Origin of the sequence: Arenibacter sp. 6A1 (genome assembly GCF_012272855.1) — a bacterium.
Taxonomy (GTDB): Bacteria; Bacteroidota; Bacteroidia; order Flavobacteriales; family Flavobacteriaceae; genus Arenibacter.
Genome location: NZ_JAAXCQ010000018.1, coordinates 72250 through 90730, shown reverse-complemented (window position 1 = coordinate 90730; position 18481 = coordinate 72250). Strand labels below are relative to the sequence as shown.

The 18481-nt window shown below is 38.3% G+C and carries 20 protein-coding genes and 1 pseudogene; 13 read left to right on the top strand and 8 right to left on the bottom strand.

Going from position 1 to position 18481, the window contains the following annotated elements:
- Window positions 1–304: 304 nt before the first annotated feature.
- Window positions 305–544, top strand: a complete 240-nt coding sequence (locus HCG49_RS15115; protein WP_168470363.1) for a type II toxin-antitoxin system ParD family antitoxin — start codon at window positions 305–307, stop codon at window positions 542–544.
- A complete protein-coding gene (locus HCG49_RS15110; protein WP_168470362.1) occupies window positions 537–824 on the top strand; it encodes a type II toxin-antitoxin system RelE/ParE family toxin in 288 nt (95 codons plus the stop codon). The genes HCG49_RS15115 and HCG49_RS15110 overlap by 8 nt, the downstream gene beginning before the upstream one ends.
- 350 nt (window positions 825–1174) lie before the next feature.
- Here the strand turns inward: HCG49_RS15110 and HCG49_RS15105 are convergent, their stop codons facing one another.
- The 3 genes and pseudogenes from HCG49_RS15105 to HCG49_RS18870 all read right to left on the bottom strand — a co-directional run.
- Entirely contained in the window at window positions 1175–1426 is a 252-nt protein-coding gene (locus HCG49_RS15105) for a hypothetical protein (RefSeq protein WP_168470361.1), read from the bottom strand.
- A 194-nt stretch (window positions 1427–1620) separates the two neighbouring features.
- Window positions 1621–1908 (bottom strand): helix-turn-helix domain-containing protein, encoded by a 288-nt coding sequence (locus HCG49_RS15100; RefSeq protein WP_168470360.1) that lies wholly within the window; start codon window positions 1906–1908, stop codon window positions 1621–1623.
- Between the two features lie 329 nt (window positions 1909–2237).
- Window positions 2238–2318, bottom strand: a pseudogene (locus tag HCG49_RS18870) (recombinase family protein); the annotation flags it as partial.
- Between the two features lie 511 nt (window positions 2319–2829).
- Here HCG49_RS18870 and HCG49_RS15095 point away from each other — a divergent pair.
- Window positions 2830–4002 (top strand): helix-turn-helix domain-containing protein, encoded by a 1173-nt coding sequence (locus HCG49_RS15095; RefSeq protein ID WP_168470359.1) that lies wholly within the window; start codon window positions 2830–2832, stop codon window positions 4000–4002.
- Window positions 4003–4334: 332 nt separating this feature from the next.
- Here HCG49_RS15095 and HCG49_RS15090 read toward each other — a convergent pair whose 3' ends face one another.
- From HCG49_RS15090 to HCG49_RS15080, 3 genes are all read right to left on the bottom strand, one after another.
- Entirely contained in the window at window positions 4335–4646 is a 312-nt protein-coding gene (locus HCG49_RS15090) for a nucleotidyltransferase domain-containing protein (RefSeq protein ID WP_168470358.1), read from the bottom strand.
- Window positions 4646–5083 carry a nucleotidyltransferase substrate binding protein gene (locus HCG49_RS15085; RefSeq protein WP_317167507.1) on the bottom strand — a complete coding sequence of 146 codons (438 nt, stop codon included), beginning with the start codon at window positions 5081–5083 and terminating at the stop codon, window positions 4646–4648. The genes HCG49_RS15090 and HCG49_RS15085 overlap by 1 nt, the downstream gene beginning before the upstream one ends.
- Before the next feature lie 344 nt (window positions 5084–5427).
- Window positions 5428–6003 (bottom strand): recombinase family protein, encoded by a 576-nt coding sequence (locus tag HCG49_RS15080; protein WP_168470357.1) that lies wholly within the window; start codon window positions 6001–6003, stop codon window positions 5428–5430.
- A 677-nt stretch (window positions 6004–6680) separates the two neighbouring features.
- Here HCG49_RS15080 and HCG49_RS15075 point away from each other — a divergent pair.
- Together HCG49_RS15075 and map are read left to right on the top strand one after the other, a co-directional pair.
- Window positions 6681–7607 (top strand): TolB family protein, encoded by a 927-nt coding sequence (locus HCG49_RS15075; RefSeq protein WP_168470356.1) that lies wholly within the window; start codon window positions 6681–6683, stop codon window positions 7605–7607.
- Between the two features lie 160 nt (window positions 7608–7767).
- On the top strand, window positions 7768–8532 hold the full coding sequence (gene map / locus HCG49_RS15070) for a type I methionyl aminopeptidase (RefSeq protein WP_168470355.1): 765 nt from the start codon (window positions 7768–7770) through the stop codon (window positions 8530–8532).
- A 186-nt stretch (window positions 8533–8718) separates the two neighbouring features.
- Here the strand turns inward: map and HCG49_RS15065 are convergent, their stop codons facing one another.
- Window positions 8719–11004 (bottom strand): relaxase/mobilization nuclease domain-containing protein, encoded by a 2286-nt coding sequence (locus tag HCG49_RS15065; RefSeq protein WP_168470354.1) that lies wholly within the window; start codon window positions 11002–11004, stop codon window positions 8719–8721.
- On the bottom strand, window positions 11001–11390 hold the full coding sequence (gene mobC / locus HCG49_RS15060) for a plasmid mobilization relaxosome protein MobC (RefSeq protein ID WP_168470353.1): 390 nt from the start codon (window positions 11388–11390) through the stop codon (window positions 11001–11003). Before mobC ends, HCG49_RS15065 begins: the two co-directional genes overlap by 4 nt.
- 864 nt (window positions 11391–12254) lie before the next feature.
- Between mobC and HCG49_RS15055 the strand changes: the two genes are divergently transcribed.
- The 8 genes from HCG49_RS15055 (at window position 12255) to HCG49_RS15020 (ending at window position 18448) form a co-directional block, all read left to right on the top strand.
- The gene (locus HCG49_RS15055; protein WP_168470352.1) at window positions 12255–12950 is read left to right on the top strand and encodes a ParA family protein; all 696 of its coding nucleotides are present in this window, start codon (window positions 12255–12257) and stop codon (window positions 12948–12950) included.
- Entirely contained in the window at window positions 12950–13393 is a 444-nt protein-coding gene (locus tag HCG49_RS15050) for a hypothetical protein (protein ID WP_168470351.1), read from the top strand. Before HCG49_RS15055 ends, HCG49_RS15050 begins: the two co-directional genes overlap by 1 nt.
- Window positions 13394–13523: 130 nt before the next feature.
- Window positions 13524–13754 (top strand): hypothetical protein, encoded by a 231-nt coding sequence (locus HCG49_RS15045; RefSeq protein ID WP_168470350.1) that lies wholly within the window; start codon window positions 13524–13526, stop codon window positions 13752–13754.
- Complete coding sequence (locus tag HCG49_RS15040) at window positions 13687–14046, top strand: TrbC/VirB2 family protein (RefSeq protein WP_262888042.1); 360 nt, start codon at window positions 13687–13689, stop codon at window positions 14044–14046. The genes HCG49_RS15045 and HCG49_RS15040 overlap by 68 nt, the downstream gene beginning before the upstream one ends.
- Before the next feature lie 11 nt (window positions 14047–14057).
- Window positions 14058–14381 carry a DUF4133 domain-containing protein gene (locus tag HCG49_RS18865; protein ID WP_168470348.1) on the top strand — a complete coding sequence of 108 codons (324 nt, stop codon included), beginning with the start codon at window positions 14058–14060 and terminating at the stop codon, window positions 14379–14381.
- Window positions 14366–16915, top strand: a complete 2550-nt coding sequence (locus HCG49_RS15030; RefSeq protein WP_168470347.1) for a TraG family conjugative transposon ATPase — start codon at window positions 14366–14368, stop codon at window positions 16913–16915. The genes HCG49_RS18865 and HCG49_RS15030 overlap by 16 nt, the downstream gene beginning before the upstream one ends.
- Entirely contained in the window at window positions 16912–17535 is a 624-nt protein-coding gene (locus HCG49_RS15025; RefSeq protein WP_168470346.1) for a hypothetical protein, read from the top strand. Before HCG49_RS15030 ends, HCG49_RS15025 begins: the two co-directional genes overlap by 4 nt.
- A 1-nt stretch (window position 17536) precedes the next feature.
- Complete coding sequence (locus tag HCG49_RS15020; protein ID WP_168470345.1) at window positions 17537–18448, top strand: hypothetical protein; 912 nt, start codon at window positions 17537–17539, stop codon at window positions 18446–18448.
- Window positions 18449–18481 lie beyond the last annotated feature (33 nt).

The window sequence follows — 18481 nt, the reverse complement described above, 5'->3', positions numbered from 1 at the left end:
CCGGTTCCTGTTTTGCCTATCCTAATAGCGAAATCGAAGGGTTACCCCAGCGCAGAAGGGACTTTCACCCTCTAGATTAATTAACTACTTTGAAGTAAATTAAAAATCCCCAACATGAGCACACACATTGAATAACACAAATTACGGAATACCTCTCAAAAATAGCATTTTTGACTATCTTTCAAAAGCAGTGCTTAACTGATAAACTCAGGCTCCAAAGCCACAACTTGCGTTATTCGTGACGTCAGCAATAATTTGGAAATGATGCTTTTTTGGTGTAAATTTGCATCAAATAAACAAAGTTATGTCTAGACAAAGTATATCATTTACAAAACCGAATGACGAGTGGTTAAAAGCTCAAGTGGACAATAAAGAATATTCAAGCAAAAGTGAATTAGTTAACGACTTGATTAGACAAGCTCGAAAACAACAAGTTCAAATTGACTGGATTAGAGCAAAACTGGAAAAAGCTGAAAATAGCGGATTTACGGACGACAGTAAAGAAAGTATTTTAGTCCAATCAAAGTCCTTGCTCAATGGCTAAATATAAATTAACCAACGAAGCAAAAAATGACTTGATCAGGATTCACCATTATGGCGTCAAAAAGTTTGGAATGACCCAAGCGGACAAATATTTCGAATCCTTATTTGAATATTTTGACATTATTGCCGAACGTCCTTTTTCATTTGAATCAATGGATTATATAAAAAAGGGATATCGACGTTGCGTATGTGGAGTTGATAGTATTTACTATAAAATACATGAAGATATTGTCGAAATAATAGCAATTGTCGGAAGACAAGATTTGAATGAAAAACTATAACTGAATTAATAAAAAAACTGTTGCCAATAACAAAGTATTTGGCCCGCCGATAGGCCAGGGCAGGATAGTTATTGGCGGATCCGGTCTTCCTCTATGGGGAAAGCGCACCTTCTCGTATTTGTTTTTGTTTTGGCATAGTGGAAGCGTAGCTGTCACTAGAGGCCATATACTGTATATGTTATAGTTATAAAATGAAGAAGGGGCAAAAAGAAAGAAGTTGTTCATTCATCCTTCGGTTGGTTATGTACCAAGAGTTAGGATTCACATACAACGACACTGTCCCGTTAACTGTGTAAGTTTAAAATAACATGTTTTGTTAACTTACCGATCGAGCTTCCTACGGAGTGATTTTACTCCATATCCTGGGACTCGATCATCTCTATTCCCAATGGTGTGATCATCAATGCCGGTGGTGCAATGAAACAAAGTTCCCCGTTGCTTCCCATAAACCTACGCTGTTTAAAATCTATCAGTCCCTCCTCCTTCATTTTTCTTGCTATTTGGGTGGCTCTATTGGGATCTAAACAAATATGCGTTATCCTAGAAAATCCCCTTTTTCGGTTTCTGTAAAGAAATTCCAATATGGAATAATTTAGTTTCATAGTTGAATGATTTTAGTACTGCTTAAGTAAGTTCATTTTCTGCAAAAGAAACAATTTAACCTTCCAAAGCACTTAAATATTAGTTAAAATTCTTACATAATTAACAAGTACAATTGTTATTGCAATAAAAATTGTAGGATAGGCAAAAATAATATTGAATAAATTGCTTTTAAATTTTCCTCCAGCCATTTTTATTATGGTAAATCAAGATCTTGTAATTTTCTGCCGAATTCATCATCCACGGCAAGCTTTTTAAAATCATCCTCTAAATTAAGCACCCTTAACACATTAAAATAAGAACCTATGGCAACAGCTGAGGCACCTTTTTCAATTCTGTAAAGTGTAGTGCGATTAATACCAGCCCGTTCAGAAACTTGCTCAGTCGTTAGCTTTCTTCGTTTTCGTGCAAGCTTTATGTTTTCACCTAACTGCTCAAAAACCTTCTGATACTTCGGTAGTATGATTGCTCTCTTTGAATTCATTTTGTTGTATATTATCCACAATATATATCATATTTGTGGATAATATACAACATTTATAGTTTTAGACTATGTATAGTAGTTTTAATCAAGACCATGAAATTGCCGTAAAAATGGAATACCATATGCATTTCGATTCCGACCGCCAAACGAAAATACCTTAATCGCACTCAAAGAAAAATACAGTTGGCGATCACTTAGAGATTCCTTGAAGAGTGAATTAGACTCTAATCTAGAATTTCCAGAACTTTCGGCACATCCCTCTGAACTCAGATTGCTTTACGATATCATTGCGAAACACATATTACAAGTAAGTTGGTGTCCAAGCATTCCTAAAGACTGTTCATCCTGTAAAAAGTGCTTTTGCTAATGCCCGCCCTTTTACAGGCTTCTTGAATTGGAATGCTTTTGTTCTCGTACTAAGGATCTCCAAAAATCCAATAGACAAGGGCTTGGTTGTTGGAGCTGTCGGAAACAAGAAAGCGGTTGCCGAGCGGTTCTAAGGGTGGTGGCGATAATTGTTTGATTGGTCCCAGAATCGGCCTTTTTCTTGAGCAGTTAGTCCCCTAATTAAGTTTCTGAGTCTATCATCCTTTCATAAAATATCGATTAATTCTTAATTTCAAAATACTATTATCGGTTTTTAAATGTCGTAATTACTTGATATAAATCAAGATTTATTCCTTTATACCGTATAAAAATTTAGTTTCGTCTAATAATGTAGGATTTTTAACTTCTTTATGTATAAACGCTCTTGTGGCACTAAAAAATAAGTAAAGCACTAATGGACTTATATGAACTGAAAAGTCCAAAGTTGTTTTTTCCATGTATGGCTAAATATCGCTTTTGCTCATAAAATAGCTCAAGTATATTGCCTATTATTTAAATAACACTAGGGCTTTATTTTTTTTAAATAATTGTATTTTGAATAGTATTTTATTAATAACCTCCATCTTTGGTATTGTTTTGACCTCCTTGTTTTTCTTTAAAAAATTTACGAATACCAAAGCCACTTTATTTTTAGGCTGTTTTTACTTTATTATCTCCATTTATACCTTGCAGACCTATGTTGTAGAAGCAAGGCTCCTTAAACAATTCTCTTATTTTTTTTTATGGCCCCTTATTCTATATAATCTCATAATCGTTCCGATTTATTTTTATTTCGAAACCCTTATAGAGGATAAATTTTTATGGAAAAAAGAATACTTGTTATTGTTTGTGCCTTTTTTATTGGGGGTAGTAGATGTGGGGGCTGTTTATGCAGCCCCGAGTAAGGTTTACGAGGACATTTTGCAGGGAGCAATTACAGATACTGAAAATAGGTTTAAGGCTCATTATTGGTTATTGACTTTGTACCAACATTATCTGCTCCGTCATGTATGGCAGTGTGTTTTCTTGTTGGTCTTGTTACCTAAGTTATTGGCTTTCTTAAATGAAGGCGCTACGGATCAGTTGAAGATGACATTGAACAAATGGTTAATGTTTTTTTGGCTGATGCTAATGGTGATGTCTTTGATGGCGATTGCGCATGCTGTTGAAAAATGGATCGATTTCAGTATATTTAACCACTTTTTTGGCTTGGAAAACGGAAGCGTTATTGTTACGGTTTTACTGTATTTAATTCTCTTTGCTATTGGAGTGGTTCCCATTTATTTCCCCATGATCCTTCATGGGTATCCCCGATCAAGAAAAATACCACTTATTAAAGATGAAACTACGGATATAAGTGCCGATTTAAAATTTGGCTTGGATGAAACCGAGATAAAAGAGAAATTGGAGCTCCTTGCTCAAAGGAAATTATACCTGAAGCAGGATTTCACTGTAACTAAATTTGCTAGGGAACTAGAAATGCCAGCCCATCATTTATCGTATTTCATACACCAATATTTCGGTATAAGTTTTACTACTTATAAGAATAATTTACGGATGGAGCATGCCAAATATTTAATCGATAACGGTTTTTTAGAAAATAACACCATGGAAGCCCTGGCCGAGGAGTGTGGCTTTGCCAATAGAAGTTCGTTTAGCAAGGCTTTTAAGAATTTAAAGAACCTTAGTCCTAGCGAATACATACTAAAAATTCAGGAAAATTGTTAGAATTGTTATACAATTTATAAGTGTTATTGTTTTTCTAAGAAAAACTATAGGGTAAAGCAAAAAAAGTATTACTTAATTCACAAAACTACAATTAACCGATCGTACCTCTTACGAAGAATCCCCAAAAATGTCAAAGACAAGGGCTTGGTTGTTGGAGCGAGCGGAACCAAGAAAGCGGTTGCCGTTCGGTTCTGAGGGTGGTAACAAGTCGAAACATCATGAAACCCTGGACACCTCCCACAAGAACATGGCTGTTTTATAGCCATAGCTTCGGGACGGGCAAACTCCTCTAAATTCAGCGCTAGCGATCCTACTAATTCGTCTTGCGATTTTTATAAATCAGCCTTATTATCATAAAGGGTAATACCGATCCTATTAATATGATCGATCAAATCTTTATTTTCTATTTTATGGAAAATGGAAATATCCATCTTATAAGGCAACAGCAAATCGTCCAAAGCTGTTTCTATTTCAAATAGCAGTGATAAGGTTAATGCCGGACCTACTAAAGTGATGTCTATATCCGAGTAAGGCTTATAATTGCCTTTAGCCCTTGAGCCATATAGTATAGCTTTTTCAACTTCCGGACAATTACCAAAAACCGAATTCATGTTATCTATGTCCTCTTGTTCCAATCCGTACATTATTCCTCTTCAAAAAGTTTTTCTTGCTCTCCACTTCGCTTTGCTTCCATGGTATTAAAAAATGTCTTGAACGCTGCATGGTACACGTAAATTATATCTCTAAATATTTCATCAGCTATTTCTTCATTATAAGTATGGGAGGTCTTGTTCCGGCTTTTTATCATTTCCATCCATATCTTTCCCTCGGCAATTATTTGTAACTGAAACGCTTCCCTGACGGCATCTCTGGAACCTCCAACATTTGGGTTCCCTTGATATGCTGCATAATCTTTCATTACGTTCCACGCAAGTTCATGCGTGTACTCAAAACGCTGTATCAACCCTTCTTTAATAATATCATCTAAAAATTCATCATCATTAATATTACCATCCTTACCAATTTCAAAATCTTCTTTGATTTTAGTTACTGCCTGGTCTAACTTATTAAATGCTTTTATTTAATTGGAAAAGCGTTGCTCCCATCTGATATCTTCTTTACTCATGGCTGATTGTGATTTTCATTTGATTGGTTTTTATACCCTTACTGGATCAATCTTCTTCCAAAGCTCATAGTTCTTTTCTAAAAACCGCTCCTTTTTATTTTTGGTATTTGTTAATTTTTTGAATCCCTACAAAGTAGTCCTTAATACTTCCTTTGGATATTTAAACATAGGGAATACCTGAAATAAATGCGCCCTTATATGTTTATAATTTAGTACTTCATTAGTATAAAAAATGAAGTTACGCCTTATTCTTTATAAAAACATGCATGTATGACCATGCCGCCTTTGTCCGGAAGTCGCTATCCAAGCATTCCTAAAGACTGTTCTACCCTGTAAAAAGTGCTTTTGCTAATGCCCGCCCTTTTACAGGCTTCCATTATGGGGATGTCCTTATTACCGTACAGGTGTTTGGCAAATTGGTACTTTTCCTTGGTGGCCTCTGAGGCGCCCTTGGGCCTGCCCAACAATTTGTTGCGCTTTCTGGCACCATCCAGTCCCGTCTTGGTCCTTTCCCGGATAAGGTTCCGTTCAAATTCGGCTACGGCCGCAAAAATCTGTAACAGGAACTTGCCATTGGCAGATGTGGTATCAAATTCAGGTTCGGTAAGGCTTTTGAAATGTACCCCCTTTTCATTGAACAGGTCTATCAAATCGATCATGTTTTTTAGAGACCTGAATATACGGTCATTCTTATAGGTGATCACGGTATCGCCTTTCCGAAGCTGTCCGATCATTTCGTTCAGTCCAGACCGGTCCTGTCTTACTCCACTCGCTACATCGGAGTAGATCCTTTCACAACCGGCTTCTTTTAATAAATCGATCTGTGCTTTTAATTTCTGGTCCTTGGTAGAAACCCTGGCATATCCAACAATCATAATAGTCCCGTAAAAGGTTATTTTACGAAACTACTAAAAAAGACCGTAAAAAGGACTGTTATCAGGCATATTTTATCCCTTGGGCTATTGTCCCGTAAAACGGACGTTTTAGGGGACAATATATAAGTAAGGGAAACTTACTTAAACCGTTTTATAAAAAATAGAATCAAAGTCCGCTTGAAAAAGGTCAAAAAAGCAAAAAATTTGTTTTTAATGTAAGTTAAGTATTTCGGTTCGATTTGTGGCAATGTTATCGGAGCAAAATGTGCCATTCCTAGCTTTCCGTTGAATTTGTTAACGTTCAGTTTGTGCTAGGCGTGGCAAGGGCTTAAGTTCCGGAACACCGGGATATAGCCCACTCCCCCGTTACTGCTCCTTACCCAGGATAACTATCCCATAGCAGGTTATGAAGGAACGTTCTGTTCTTGTGCGCGGTTCTGAAGGTGGTGAGCGAAGCCGTACAAAGTGCTGGGAGCGAACCTCCCGCAAGAACATGGCCATTGGAATTTCCTCCTTAAGAACAACATATTTGTTGTATTTTCTTAAAGTTTTATTTGTTATTCCCCTACCTAAATCATAATATTGGTACTGCTGTTTTTAAATGGCTTACTGTACAGTATGATTTAACTGATATTACGAGTTGGCAATAATTAAACAAAAACCAAAAGAATGTAATTATGACAAAAAACTTATTAATAATCACGTTAATTTTAACTTCAAATTTACTGTCGGCTCAAAATGAAAATGATATTTTTCATTTTAATAAAGTACTAAATCAATTCAATAATGTGCGGGATTTTTGTATTTCAACCAATGGAGATGAAGCGTTTTTCACTCTACAAAGCCCTAATGGTAAAATATCCCAGTTAGCTACCATTAAGAAAGAAAATAGTAAATGGTTAGAGCCAGAATTATTGACATTTTGTGATTCATATATGTATTTAGAACCATTTTTATCAATGAATGGAAATCGGTTATTTTTTGTTTCTGACAGACCTTTGGATGATTCACTTGATGAAAAAAAGGATTTTGATATTTGGTATGTTGATAGAGAAAATAAAAATGAAAAATGGTCTGAACCTAAAAATATAGGAAAACCTATTAATTCAGATTTAGACGAATTTTATCCAACTATTAGTGATAACAATAATCTATATTTTACAATGAACTCTCCAGATGGTTTTGGAAAAGATGATATTTATTATTGTAAATGGGAAGCTGGAAAGTATTTAGCTCCTGTTCTTTTAGGTGAAAATATAAATAGTGATGGTTATGAATTTAATGCTTTTATTTCCAAGAACGAAGATTTTATACTATATACGAAATACAATGAGGAAGATGGTCAAGGAAGTGGTGATTTATATATTTCAAAAAAAGATTTAAACGGAGAATGGGGAAAATCAACAAACATAGGCGCACCTATTAACACTAAATTTATGGAATACTGCCCCTTCTATGATGAAAAAAATCAAACCTTATATTTTACAAGTAAGAGGCAAAATATTAAACCGAAAAAGTTTAAAAATATATCAGATTTTAAAAAATATGTTCAAGAAAATGAAAACGGGTTGAGTAAAATATATATGACCTCAATAAAAATATAACAAAAACTATTGCCAATAAAATATCCGCAATAACGGCGGATTCGACAACATCGGATTCCACTCGGAATTGCTAAAGTCAGTGTCAAACCGAAAATTAAGGCTTATTGCCCCGTAACTGACGGTTATACGAACCGTTGTAACAGATAAAGAAAAAAACAGAATGTCAATAACAAAAGAATCAGAATTAATCGGAATGAAAAAAGTTAGTGAAGTTGTTGGAACTACACTAAAACTCATGATAGAATATGCTAAAGTTGGTATGTCAACTAAAGAATTAGACGAATATGGTGCTGAAATTTTAAAAAGTTATGGGGCTAAATCAGCACCTTATGAAACTTATGAATTTCCTGGATATGCTTGTATAAGTGTAAATGAAGAAGCTGCTCACGGAATTCCATCTGACAAAAAAATTCTGAAAGAAGGTGACTTAATAAATATTGATGTTTCTGCGGAATTAAATGGATTTTGCTCTGATAATGGAAGTTCTTTTGTTCTTGGAAAGGATATTCATAATCATCAACCTCTTGTAGATGCGTCTAAAAATATTTTACACAAAGCTATTAGTAATATAAAAGGAGGTGTAAAAATAGCTGACATTGGACACTTGATAGAAACGGAAGCAAAAAAATCTGGCTTTAAAGTTATTAAAAATTTAGCTGGACATGGAGTTGGAAGAAGTTTACATGAAAAACCTGAAAATATTTTAAATTACCGAGTTAGAACAAATCGAGAAAGGTTTAAAAAAAATACAACTGTAGCTATTGAAACTTTCATTTCCACAAAATCAACTGTTGCTGTAGAATTAAATGACGGTTGGACTTTAGTTGGAAATAAAGGAGGATATGTAACTCAACACGAACAGACAATATTGATTACAGACAAGAACCCTATTATTTTGACAGAATCAAATGGAATGTGGAATTAAAACTGACTACAGTCGAGTAGGTAAAGGGGAGTCTCCCCCAGACCCCCTCTTTTCAACAACATCCTTGTTTTGGCTATAGAGGTAACAATTACTCTTGTATACTTCCCACCTTCACCATGATAAACATCAAGATTTCAGATAAACTTTCTTTGTACATCTAGTTTTGTATTTATAAACTACCCAAACCTACATCCCAAGCAAATTCCCCTTGTACTTGGAATAATCCGTAAGCTCGTCCTTAAACCAGTTAAAGGCTTCTTCATCTTTGAAAGAGGTGCTGCCCATGAGCGTATCCAGGGCATGCGACCCTGCACGGAGCATACTGGCCTGTGCTTGACGGTCCCGTTCCCTGGCTACGGCCACCAAGGCCTCCTTGAATCCGTTTGCCATATGGTGCTCTACTAGTTCGGGCGGTAAATTGGGTGTTACACCGTCCGATATATACTTATAGGCTGCCCGCTTATAATGCCCGCGTTCCATTAAATGGCCCATCCAAAGGCATTTTAAATTGCCCTGCCCTTGGGCTATGATATTCTCCAGGATGATAGCCTGAGTAGCCAAGGCGCTGTCCAACTCAGGGGACGATTGTAAATAGTTTTGCATTTTCTTTGAAAGCGCAACAGTAACAGGATTCTTGGCGTAGATAGAACCCACACGGAGTTTTCCTTCCTGCTGCTCATAATAAAAGCCTCTGGCATTGAAAAATGCGATATAGTCCCTGGGCGATTTCTCAAAAGGCCCCTGCATGCGTTCAGCATGAAGATGATAGGCTTTCAGGGCCAAGGTATCGAACCGTTCCCTATAGGGCCGATCCATAGCATTATAGAGCTTTGGAAATACCATGGGAAGGAATAGGGCTATCGAACTTGGTTTAATTTCTTTTGCAGATTTATTATTTAGCAATCCTTTCAGTAGCTTTTCATTTTCACGTATAAAATTAGGAGGTGTATATCGGTTTCTTGTAGTCTGTAGTAGGGTATTACCCATATCGACCGGCACTTGGTGAAGCTTAGAATTCGCATAGGTCAGGGTGCCCCTATCGTACCTTGCACCCAGACTTTGGACAAGCTCACCAAGGACTTCCCTTTGGTCCAGGGTATTGGTGAACAGCTGGTCAATGGCCAGTTGAACAAGGTCTGCCTTCATTTGCAACTGCTGCTTTTCCTTGTTATAGGCGGTGGTACCAAGCTCCTCACTTAAAGGATGGAAATGGGATGCGATCACCTTCCACATGGTCTGATTATCGGTATGCAGGTATTTCCGAAGGAACAAAAAGCGCTCCGATTTCATCATTTCCCTAACCAAGGCATTTAGAGAGGTAGCAGCGATATGCTCCGAGAACAAGGGTCTATGCCTCAAATCCCTATAGGTTTTCTGATAGGCTTCCTTTAGGCAACGTTGGAACTCCAATTGCAATTGCTTGCTCTCTGGGTCTATTTGGGTGTGTTCGGTTTGGAACAAGTCAGGGTTCTCACTGATACCAAGGCTGCTCGCTATCTCTCCGCTGCGCAGTACATAGCCCGATTTATCATAAATGTTGAATTCCACCACCTGTCCCTGCGCATCGCAGGTCAGCCTGCAATCGAGTTTTTGATAGGAACCTAAGATATCCGGAAGGTGCTCGGGACGGAGGGTGTTAAAAAGCTTATAGGTCGTAAACAACTGCTTTTCCAAGCGTTTTTTTACCATGGGCAATAGGGCCGATTGCTTATTGCGCTCAAAGACTTGTTGGAGCTTGGGGCCGGACAATTGTGGGTGTACGGTATAGCCGCTAATGAAACGGGATCGGTACCCTTCCTTGGTCGCAATGCCATAAGCTACCCCTACCCTACCCGAGCGTTCTACGACCTTCAGTTGGATATGGTACTTTTCCAATAGTTTGGCGAGTTCGCCAAAACTCCGCACCTTATGTTTTTGCAGGGTGTTGTTTAGGATGTCCTGCATATAGAAACGGACCCCGTTAATATCCTGATGCCTGAACTGTGGAGTTTCCTGTTTGGGGAGCTCCCAGACCGTCCTTTTTTCTGGGGAAGGGGAAAGTCCAAACTGTTTCTCCAGGTATTTCTGGGCAGCCATACTCCTTCTAAAGTCAAAGGAAAGGTTGATCTGACTACAGTCTTCCTTGATGGTACTGGAGACGATGTGGACGTGCTCGTGCTCGGTATCGTGATGCCGTACCACAATATAAGGCTGCTGTCCGTAGCCCATATATTCCATATAGGCTTTGGACAATACCAAAAAGGTGTCATCATCCAAATGTTCGCCACGGGGAAGGTTCAGGGAGGCATGTACGTAGCGTTTTTCGGATTCATGCCGGTTGCCTAGATAGAAAAGCACCTGTTCGAAAAGCTTAAGGTCCGTATCCGTGTCCGAATAGGTATTATGAAAGCCCAATACGGTACATTCCGGTTTCCCCAGCACGTATTTCAGTACCCCTTGTACATTTTTCCGATAAAGCAGTCGTGCTATCATTGCAGGTTCGTATTGTTTATGGTCGTTATCAATACGGTTATCAGCTCATTGGCCTTTTGCACCTCACGTACAAGGCTGGCATTCGGGCTTCGTCTGTTCTTGTAATGGGCCACCTTCACCAATTGGTTGATGTTGGTTCCTATTTTGTTCAGTTGGTACCTGACCTTAGGGGTGTTTCCGGGTAGACACTCCGATTTTTCAGCTTGCTTGTTCAGAATGAGCCTTCTTAAGAAAGGGCCCACGGCGCCCCTTCTTTGAAAATCGACATTATAGGATCTTAAAAGTGCCTTCACTTTTTCCAGCTCCCCTGTATTGAACCGGAGCATAATAGTATGCTTTCGCTTTCTGTCTCCCAACTGTTTTCTACCGACTTTATTGATTATCATTTCTCGCTCATTTTAACCTAACCTACTGCCTAGGGCAGCCTTTTCACTTCGCTAGAAGTAGGTATTTTGCGTTACGCAAAACATAACTTGCTATCCGTTAAAAACGGATAAACTTATATAAATATAAAGAACCAAAATACACTTTAAAAGACTTATTTACAGTATTTTACGACTCTAAACCACATCAAACCATATAGAACCATTTAAGTACAGTCTATCAGTTTATATGGTCTTTCTATTTATTTGAAATAGTGGAAAACGCGGTACAATGGACACGATTTCATAGCTAGGGAGAAAAAGGGTAAGGGGTTTTTCTCCCCTTGTGCTTTTGTGCGGCCCCGAGGGTGTCGGGAACATCTGCCGCAAAAAACCTTCCTAGGCGGATCGATGTAAAGTGTGGGAAGGGGAAAAAATTATATCGGAAAGATGTCCCGACTTCCGCAGGGGCTTGGCAAACATGGAACCTTTTAAGTGGAATCCTGTCCCATTTTTAAGAGTCCAAGTCAATTACCCATTAAACTAAAAAGTTGATAAGGCCTTATTAAGCTCACTTTGGCCCAATGGTATTTCAGTGGCACCGATAGTCGCAACAAAACTACCTAACATCTAAATTACTATATATTAAACAATTATATATTTATATTAGAATGCAAATATTCGCATATGCACATATTTAGATATTGACATATTTTAATATGTAGATATTAGCATATTTTGATATTCACATATATTGATATTAAGATATACACATATTAAAATATCTGGGTATATAGATATGCACCTAAATTCATAGGAAAAAAAGGCTCCCCACAAACTAAATTAAAGGAATTCAACCTACGTTAGACTTGTAACAACACTTATAATTTGGAAACAAAAATTATCAGTATCGTCGGAGAAAAAGGGGGCATAGGGAAAACGACCTTAAACCTAATCCTTGCCTCTAACTTTTATTATGCCAACGGAAAAAAAGTTGTCCTCTTGGATGGGGACGATCCACAGTATTCCGTCTATAAGAAAAGACAGCGCGAGTTGAACCTACTGAAGGAAGCAGCTCCTGAGGAATTGGACCTATTTCCTATTGAACGGGTTACGGTGGATACACTCCGGGACACCATCTTGAAATATTACGGTCTAGTGGATTATATTATTCTGGACCTACCGGGAAGTCTTAACGTAGAAATGGTAAAGGGCCTATTATATGTTGAGCATATTTTTATTCCCTGTAGCCACGATGAATTGGAAATAGATAGTACTTCCAATTTTTACTTTACCCTAAAAAGTAACTTTTTGGAAAATAATGAGCGGGTACTTAAAAGCGTACACCTATTTTTCAACAAATACCAGTTGATACGGAAAAACAAGTTTTCCTTACTAAGAAAACAATTTCTAAATGCCGGCATCCCCATGATGGAAAGTGTAGTGAAGGATAAAACTATCTACAAAGAACAATATCGCAATACCCTACAGGCTATCCCAGAAAACAAAGAGGAAGGCGTTTTGGGCATCAAAAAGTTCTTAAAGGAAGTAGAGTACTTATCAAATCCAAAAACACCAATGTAATGGGTAAAAAGAAAAAAATTAGCACGATTGATTTACTTCAGCAATTAGCTGATAAAAACCAAGAGACGAACAGCACCCTAAGACAACTCCGACTGGATCGATCAAAACAAAAGCAAACTGATAGCTCAAGTATCGAACGTAGAACGGATGTCGCAAATGAGCCCCAAAGAAACCTTCCACATGGCAAAAGTAGAATTAAAAATAAGCCAAGTTCTAAAAATCAATTAGAGCTACTCCTGCAAGTGGAACCGGTGAAGAGCGAGAATGAAAGTATCTTTATGACCATAAACAAGGACTGCGCTATCAAGTACGAAAAAATGGCTATGGGGATTTCTTATAAAATGGGTATCAAAACCTCAAGAAACGACCTTATCCGTAAAGTTTTAATGGATTTCACCAATAAAAACTACGAAAAGCTGATTACCCTTATTGAGAATCAATAAAATTAAAAAATTGAGCATATACTGGCACATATTCCTTGGACTTTCCCTACTATGGTACGGGTACGTCTTTTGGATATTTATAATAAAAAATACCGATTCTTCAAAAAAAAACACAAATAATGTTGCTAATATGTATATAAATGATAAATTTGCATATAATTCAGAAGATGATCCTACTAATGTAGATGCTGTACTCAACCAATTAAACGAAGCGGAAAACGCTTCAAAACTTTTGGAAGCTTTTAGAAAAGGGTCATTTGAAGAAAATTCAAATTCCTTAACTCACAAAAAGCATGAAAAACTCACCGTCATCCGCACCAGGAAGTCCGCCGAGAAATTGCCGCCGGATTCCAAAACTTGAGATCTATCTTCTCTTAGCATTTTTCCTCATCATAACCATGTGCTCATATGGTCAATTCGATCAACTACTACAAGAAGCACAAGATTTCAAAAACGACTCAAAAACCCTTTCTAAAGAAATTGTCGATATCATAAAGATAATTGCAGGAGTGGCTATTGCCATTACGGGTTTAACCTATCTCTATATCCGAGACCAACAAACCGACCTGGCCAATAAACTAGGGAAGATCATTATTGGCATTGCTATATTTTTTGCCTTGATCGCCATCGGTGAGGAAATTGCTAATATTTAAATATCTCCGCCATGTGCAACTCCCACATTCCTATTAGAAAAGGCCTGCAAAAAGAAGCCTCTTATTGGGGGCTGAAAGCCAAATACATCTACTACTTCGTTTATCTTAGTATAGCTGCCATTGTACATGGGCTAGTGCTATCCCTATTCCTCCCCGCGTTCTTAGCCATGCTAATTTCCGCAGCCCTAATGGGAATCGCATTCCTTATCATATTATTTTACTCCCGCACTTATGGCGCCAATGGTTTTATTAAAAAAATGGCGGATACTTCCAAACCCAGCACGATCAAGCTAACCCATAACTTTAAAAGTCTATTACTATGGCAAGGCAAGTAGCACTTTGGGACGTATTCCCCATTTACGGATATGAACGACAAGCTTTAATAGCAAAGGAAAAAGGTTGTGTAACCATCCCTTTACAGATTACGCTCCCAGAGGCATTTACCTTGGATGCCAACGATTATGATACGCTCCATAGACTTTTCATTACCATCTTAACCATTTTAGGCCCCAACAGGCTTGTTCATAAACAGGACTTGTTTTTCCAAGAGAACTACACTCCTATTTCAGAAAGGCTGCAGGGAGATATATTGGAAAGGGCGAACGAAAATTATTTTACAAACCGTCCATTTTTGGTTGGCACCCATTATCTATACCTCAGTATGGTCCCAGAAAATTACATAAAATTCAATCCTCAAAGGGCAAACGCTTTTTTAGGCAAAACCCGAGAATTCTTCTTTACTCGACCTATTCCGAAAGAATTTTTAGGCAGTAAGGATTTGACGGATTTTGAAGCCCAGGTCCAGGAGGTAAACAACCTCATCAACTCATCCGGTTTGATGGGGTCGCGAATTCTGAATTACGACGACCTATTCTCCTCAAATGGACTTTATGCCAACTATTTTGGACTTAGTAGACAAAACCTACAGCTGATGGATATAGATTTTAACGGTAATGCCCTCCATATTGGAAACAAACGCGGATCGTTTTACACTCTTGAAAACCTGGACCAATTTAACAAAGACCATATCAGCACCTATGAATTCTATGGGAAATTCACCACCCAACGGCATCCCTTTCCTATCGGCAACCTGTTCCCTCTGGGTTTCAAGATTCCACATGAACATATTATAAATCAGTACATCTACCTACCCGACCAATCGAAGGTTTTGTCGGGAATGCGCAAAAAAGCTAGAAATTTAAATCGATTCAGCAATGGCAGGAAAGATGATCGCAATACTATTTATGCAGAACAGATTTATGATTATACCAAGTCCTGTATAGAAAACCATCAGGGAACTGTCTTTTACCACCTCAATGTTTTAGGTATTGAGGAAATTCCCCTACAGCAAAGTGACCTTCATCCCAACCTCTCAGGAGCTTTCAAAAAGTTAAGGATACACCCCAAACACAATACCATAGATAGGAAGAATTTGTTCTTTGCCGGGGTTGCCGGGAACGCCATTGGGATTTCTGCAGATATGTACGTCCCCATGCCACTGGAAATGGCTTCTTCCCTACTCTATTTTGAAGGTGGTTACAGGGATGCTACAAGGGCCGTCGACGGCTTAAAATTGGTTGATCGTATTACGGGCCAACCACTTTCGGTATCCGTGTACCGAGAGCCAGAAAGAAAAGACTGGATATTCAATCGCGGAATGTTGGTCGCCTCAGGGTCTGGGGGCGGTAAATCTTACTTCACCAATCATTATTTGGCATCGGAACTGCGACAAGGTGCGGAAGCCATTATTATGGAAGATGGCAATTCCTACGATCGGTTAACAGAGGTATTTGGGGGTATCATCCTCCAACATCAAGATGCCGATCCATTTACCTTCAACCCCTTTGTTTTGGACAGCTATGATTTTATGGAAATCACGGATAAAGGAAAGGTCTTGGTAGAGGGTAAACGAATCTACCTTATAACCCTCCTGAAGCTAATTATGGGCACCCAAGAAAATGTAGGAAAACCAGAAGTAACGAATGCGGTATTAGAGTATTTGGTTACTGCCTATTACCATTGGATGTGGCAAAATAATGATAGTAATTTTAAATTTGACACCTTTTTCGATTTCTGTGCAAGCCATCTAAAGCCTTATGTTCAATCAAAAAATATCCCAAAGGATAAATTCGATCCCAATGTATTCATTTTCCTATTGGAAAAATACTATGGCAACAATGCTAGGGGAAACTTGTTAAACAAAGTGGATAATCGGATTTCCCAATTAAGCGATGAAAAATTGGTTTACTTCAAGTTGGGGAAACTAATTGATAATGAGCTTTTGTTCCCCATTACTGCGCTTATGATTATGGAGATCTTTAATAAGAAGATGTACGATCCCTCTAAACTATCCATCAATAAAATATTGGCGGTGGATGAAGCCTGGAAGGCATTGGCAAAACCTGCATTGGCGCATTACTTTAATAGTCAATCCAGAATGGCAAGAAAAATGGGAGGTCAGCCGATTTTCATTTCACAAAAGGTAGATGACTTTACCGCTTCTGAGATCATAAAAAATGCCATTGTGGTAAACTCCCATATAAAGGTCTTTTTGGATATGCGGGACTTTGCCCAATCCTTTGATAAAATACAAGCCCTCCTAGGATTGGGAGAGAAACAGAAACAACTGATTCTGTCCTTGAATAAAGATTTGCCAAAAGACAGAAAATATCGCGAGGTCGCCTTCTGTTGGTTGGACAAAGTAAAGGTTTACGGGGTAGAAACCTCGTTGGAAGAAAAATGTATCTATGAAACGAATCCTAAGGAGAGTGATCGGATCAAGCTACTGCACCAAAAAAATAATCGCCATTGGGAGTTAACGGCAAAGGCATATGCCCACGAGAAATCTAAAAAAACCATCAGAACATGAAACACTTTATAACACTATGGAGCCTATTGGCATACCTAGCCCTTTTTTCACAAATTCCCGTGACAGATGTGGCCACCAACGCAAGTATAGGGATATCCAACAGTCATCTAATGAATATTAACACCCAGTTGCAAGCGGTAAATAACAACCTGTCCCGGTTGATTAAACTGATGGAAAAAAACAATAAAGAGGCCTCAAAGTCTAGCGATATCCTGAAGGAAGAACTTGAAGCCAAGAAAAGAGCCCCCAACTACGTAACGCTCTCGACGGATGTTAATTTGGCCATCGATCTAAAGTCGAAAATCCTAGAAGCCTACCGCACTTCCAAACAGTCCATCGAAAAGCTGGAGTTTTTAACCAAGGAGGAAACAGATGAGTTTATAGTTTATGCCGCCGAGGCACTCCAAGAAACTGGAAGTCTAATTAAACAATGTGGTGAAATTTTACAGACCAAAGCCATTATAATGCCCGAAGAACGGTTAAAAATGGTTTCAGGGATCAATCAAAAGCTGGAGGTTATTCTAGAGAACTTGATTGCCTACAACCATAAGTTGTCACAAGTAAGTTCCCTACGAAAAGCACGGCGTACCATGATCTACCTTAACATAAATCAACCATGATATGAACCTTACCAATAAAGGAATACGGGAATCGGTCAACGAACTTTTCGACCAGTACATTTTGGATGCCTACGAATTGGTAGCGCCCATGATAGAAATAGGGCAGGTTTTTGCCTGTATCGGTATTAGTATAGTAGGACTACTTGCATTGCTAAATAAGGACAAAAGAGCCGACCTTTTTTCATATTTAAAATGGGTTCCCCTGGCCTTCGTATTATTTAATTACCGGGCACTTACGCTTACCATCCTTGAGTTTTACCAAAATATTGGAATATCCTTAAAGGCAAATGACATATCCTGGGACGTGCTCCACGTTAAAATACTAGTTGCCCAAACAAAATCAATGGTAGATTATGGTGTTTCATACATCCTATTAAAAGGAGATCCGGAAGCTTTGCAAGCACTGGTACTTGGAGCTATCACTTCGGGGGTTACCGCCGTTGCTTCCGTTATTTCCGCGGTGGTATTCATTGGGATAAAAGCCATGTCGGTCATATATCTATTTGTACTTATCATTTTTGGGCCATTGAATATTGGTTTGTCGTTCATCCCTATCTTCTCCGGAATGTGGAAGGCCTGGTTGCAAAAATTTATGAGTGTTTGCCTGTGGATCCCGATGCTCTACCTGATCGATAATTTTATGCTCCATGTGCTGGATAAATTAATAACCTCCTTATTATCCAATGGAGAGGCCAATTTAGGATTGGTACTTACCAGCGGGCTACTGATGCTGATGAACGTATTTGTTTATTTAAAAGCCCCCACCCTAGCAAACTTTATAGTACAAGGAATGAATATAAGTGCCAATCAACTAAAAGACCAAACCAAGCACTATGTCAAAAAAGTAGCACAAACCACCGTTGATACTAAAACGGGTGGGGCTACAAAAGGAGTAAGAACTCTAATACAGTAATCTGTTTACCGATGAATTTATAATTTGAGCGAA

What these genes read in the sequence shown, in the direction of transcription:
- HCG49_RS15115 (WP_168470363.1), top strand. Translation starts at nt 305, where the DNA reads ATGTCTAGACAAAGTATATCATTTACAAAACCGAATGACGAGTGGTTA.
- HCG49_RS15110 (WP_168470362.1), top strand. Translation starts at nt 537, where the DNA reads ATGGCTAAATATAAATTAACCAACGAAGCAAAAAATGACTTGATCAGG.
- HCG49_RS15105 (WP_168470361.1), bottom strand. Translation starts at nt 1,426, where the DNA reads ATGAAACTAAATTATTCCATATTGGAATTTCTTTACAGAAACCGAAAA.
- HCG49_RS15100 (WP_168470360.1), bottom strand. Translation starts at nt 1,908, where the DNA reads ATGAATTCAAAGAGAGCAATCATACTACCGAAGTATCAGAAGGTTTTT.
- HCG49_RS15090 (WP_168470358.1), bottom strand. Translation starts at nt 4,646, where the DNA reads ATGTACGGATTGGAACAAGAGGACATAGATAACATGAATTCGGTTTTT.
- HCG49_RS15080 (WP_168470357.1), bottom strand. Translation starts at nt 6,003, where the DNA reads ATGATTGTTGGATATGCCAGGGTTTCTACCAAGGACCAGAAATTAAAA.
- HCG49_RS15075 (WP_168470356.1), top strand. Translation starts at nt 6,681, where the DNA reads ATGACAAAAAACTTATTAATAATCACGTTAATTTTAACTTCAAATTTA.
- map (WP_168470355.1), top strand. Translation starts at nt 7,768, where the DNA reads ATGTCAATAACAAAAGAATCAGAATTAATCGGAATGAAAAAAGTTAGT.
- HCG49_RS15065 (WP_168470354.1), bottom strand. Translation starts at nt 11,004, where the DNA reads ATGATAGCACGACTGCTTTATCGGAAAAATGTACAAGGGGTACTGAAA.
- mobC (WP_168470353.1), bottom strand. Translation starts at nt 11,390, where the DNA reads ATGATAATCAATAAAGTCGGTAGAAAACAGTTGGGAGACAGAAAGCGA.
- HCG49_RS15050 (WP_168470351.1), top strand. Translation starts at nt 12,950, where the DNA reads ATGGGTAAAAAGAAAAAAATTAGCACGATTGATTTACTTCAGCAATTA.
- HCG49_RS15045 (WP_168470350.1), top strand. Translation starts at nt 13,524, where the DNA reads ATGTATATAAATGATAAATTTGCATATAATTCAGAAGATGATCCTACT.
- HCG49_RS15040 (WP_262888042.1), top strand. Translation starts at nt 13,687, where the DNA reads ATGAAAAACTCACCGTCATCCGCACCAGGAAGTCCGCCGAGAAATTGC.
- HCG49_RS18865 (WP_168470348.1), top strand. Translation starts at nt 14,058, where the DNA reads ATGTGCAACTCCCACATTCCTATTAGAAAAGGCCTGCAAAAAGAAGCC.
- HCG49_RS15030 (WP_168470347.1), top strand. Translation starts at nt 14,366, where the DNA reads ATGGCAAGGCAAGTAGCACTTTGGGACGTATTCCCCATTTACGGATAT.
- HCG49_RS15025 (WP_168470346.1), top strand. Translation starts at nt 16,912, where the DNA reads ATGAAACACTTTATAACACTATGGAGCCTATTGGCATACCTAGCCCTT.
- HCG49_RS15020 (WP_168470345.1), top strand. Translation starts at nt 17,537, where the DNA reads ATGAACCTTACCAATAAAGGAATACGGGAATCGGTCAACGAACTTTTC.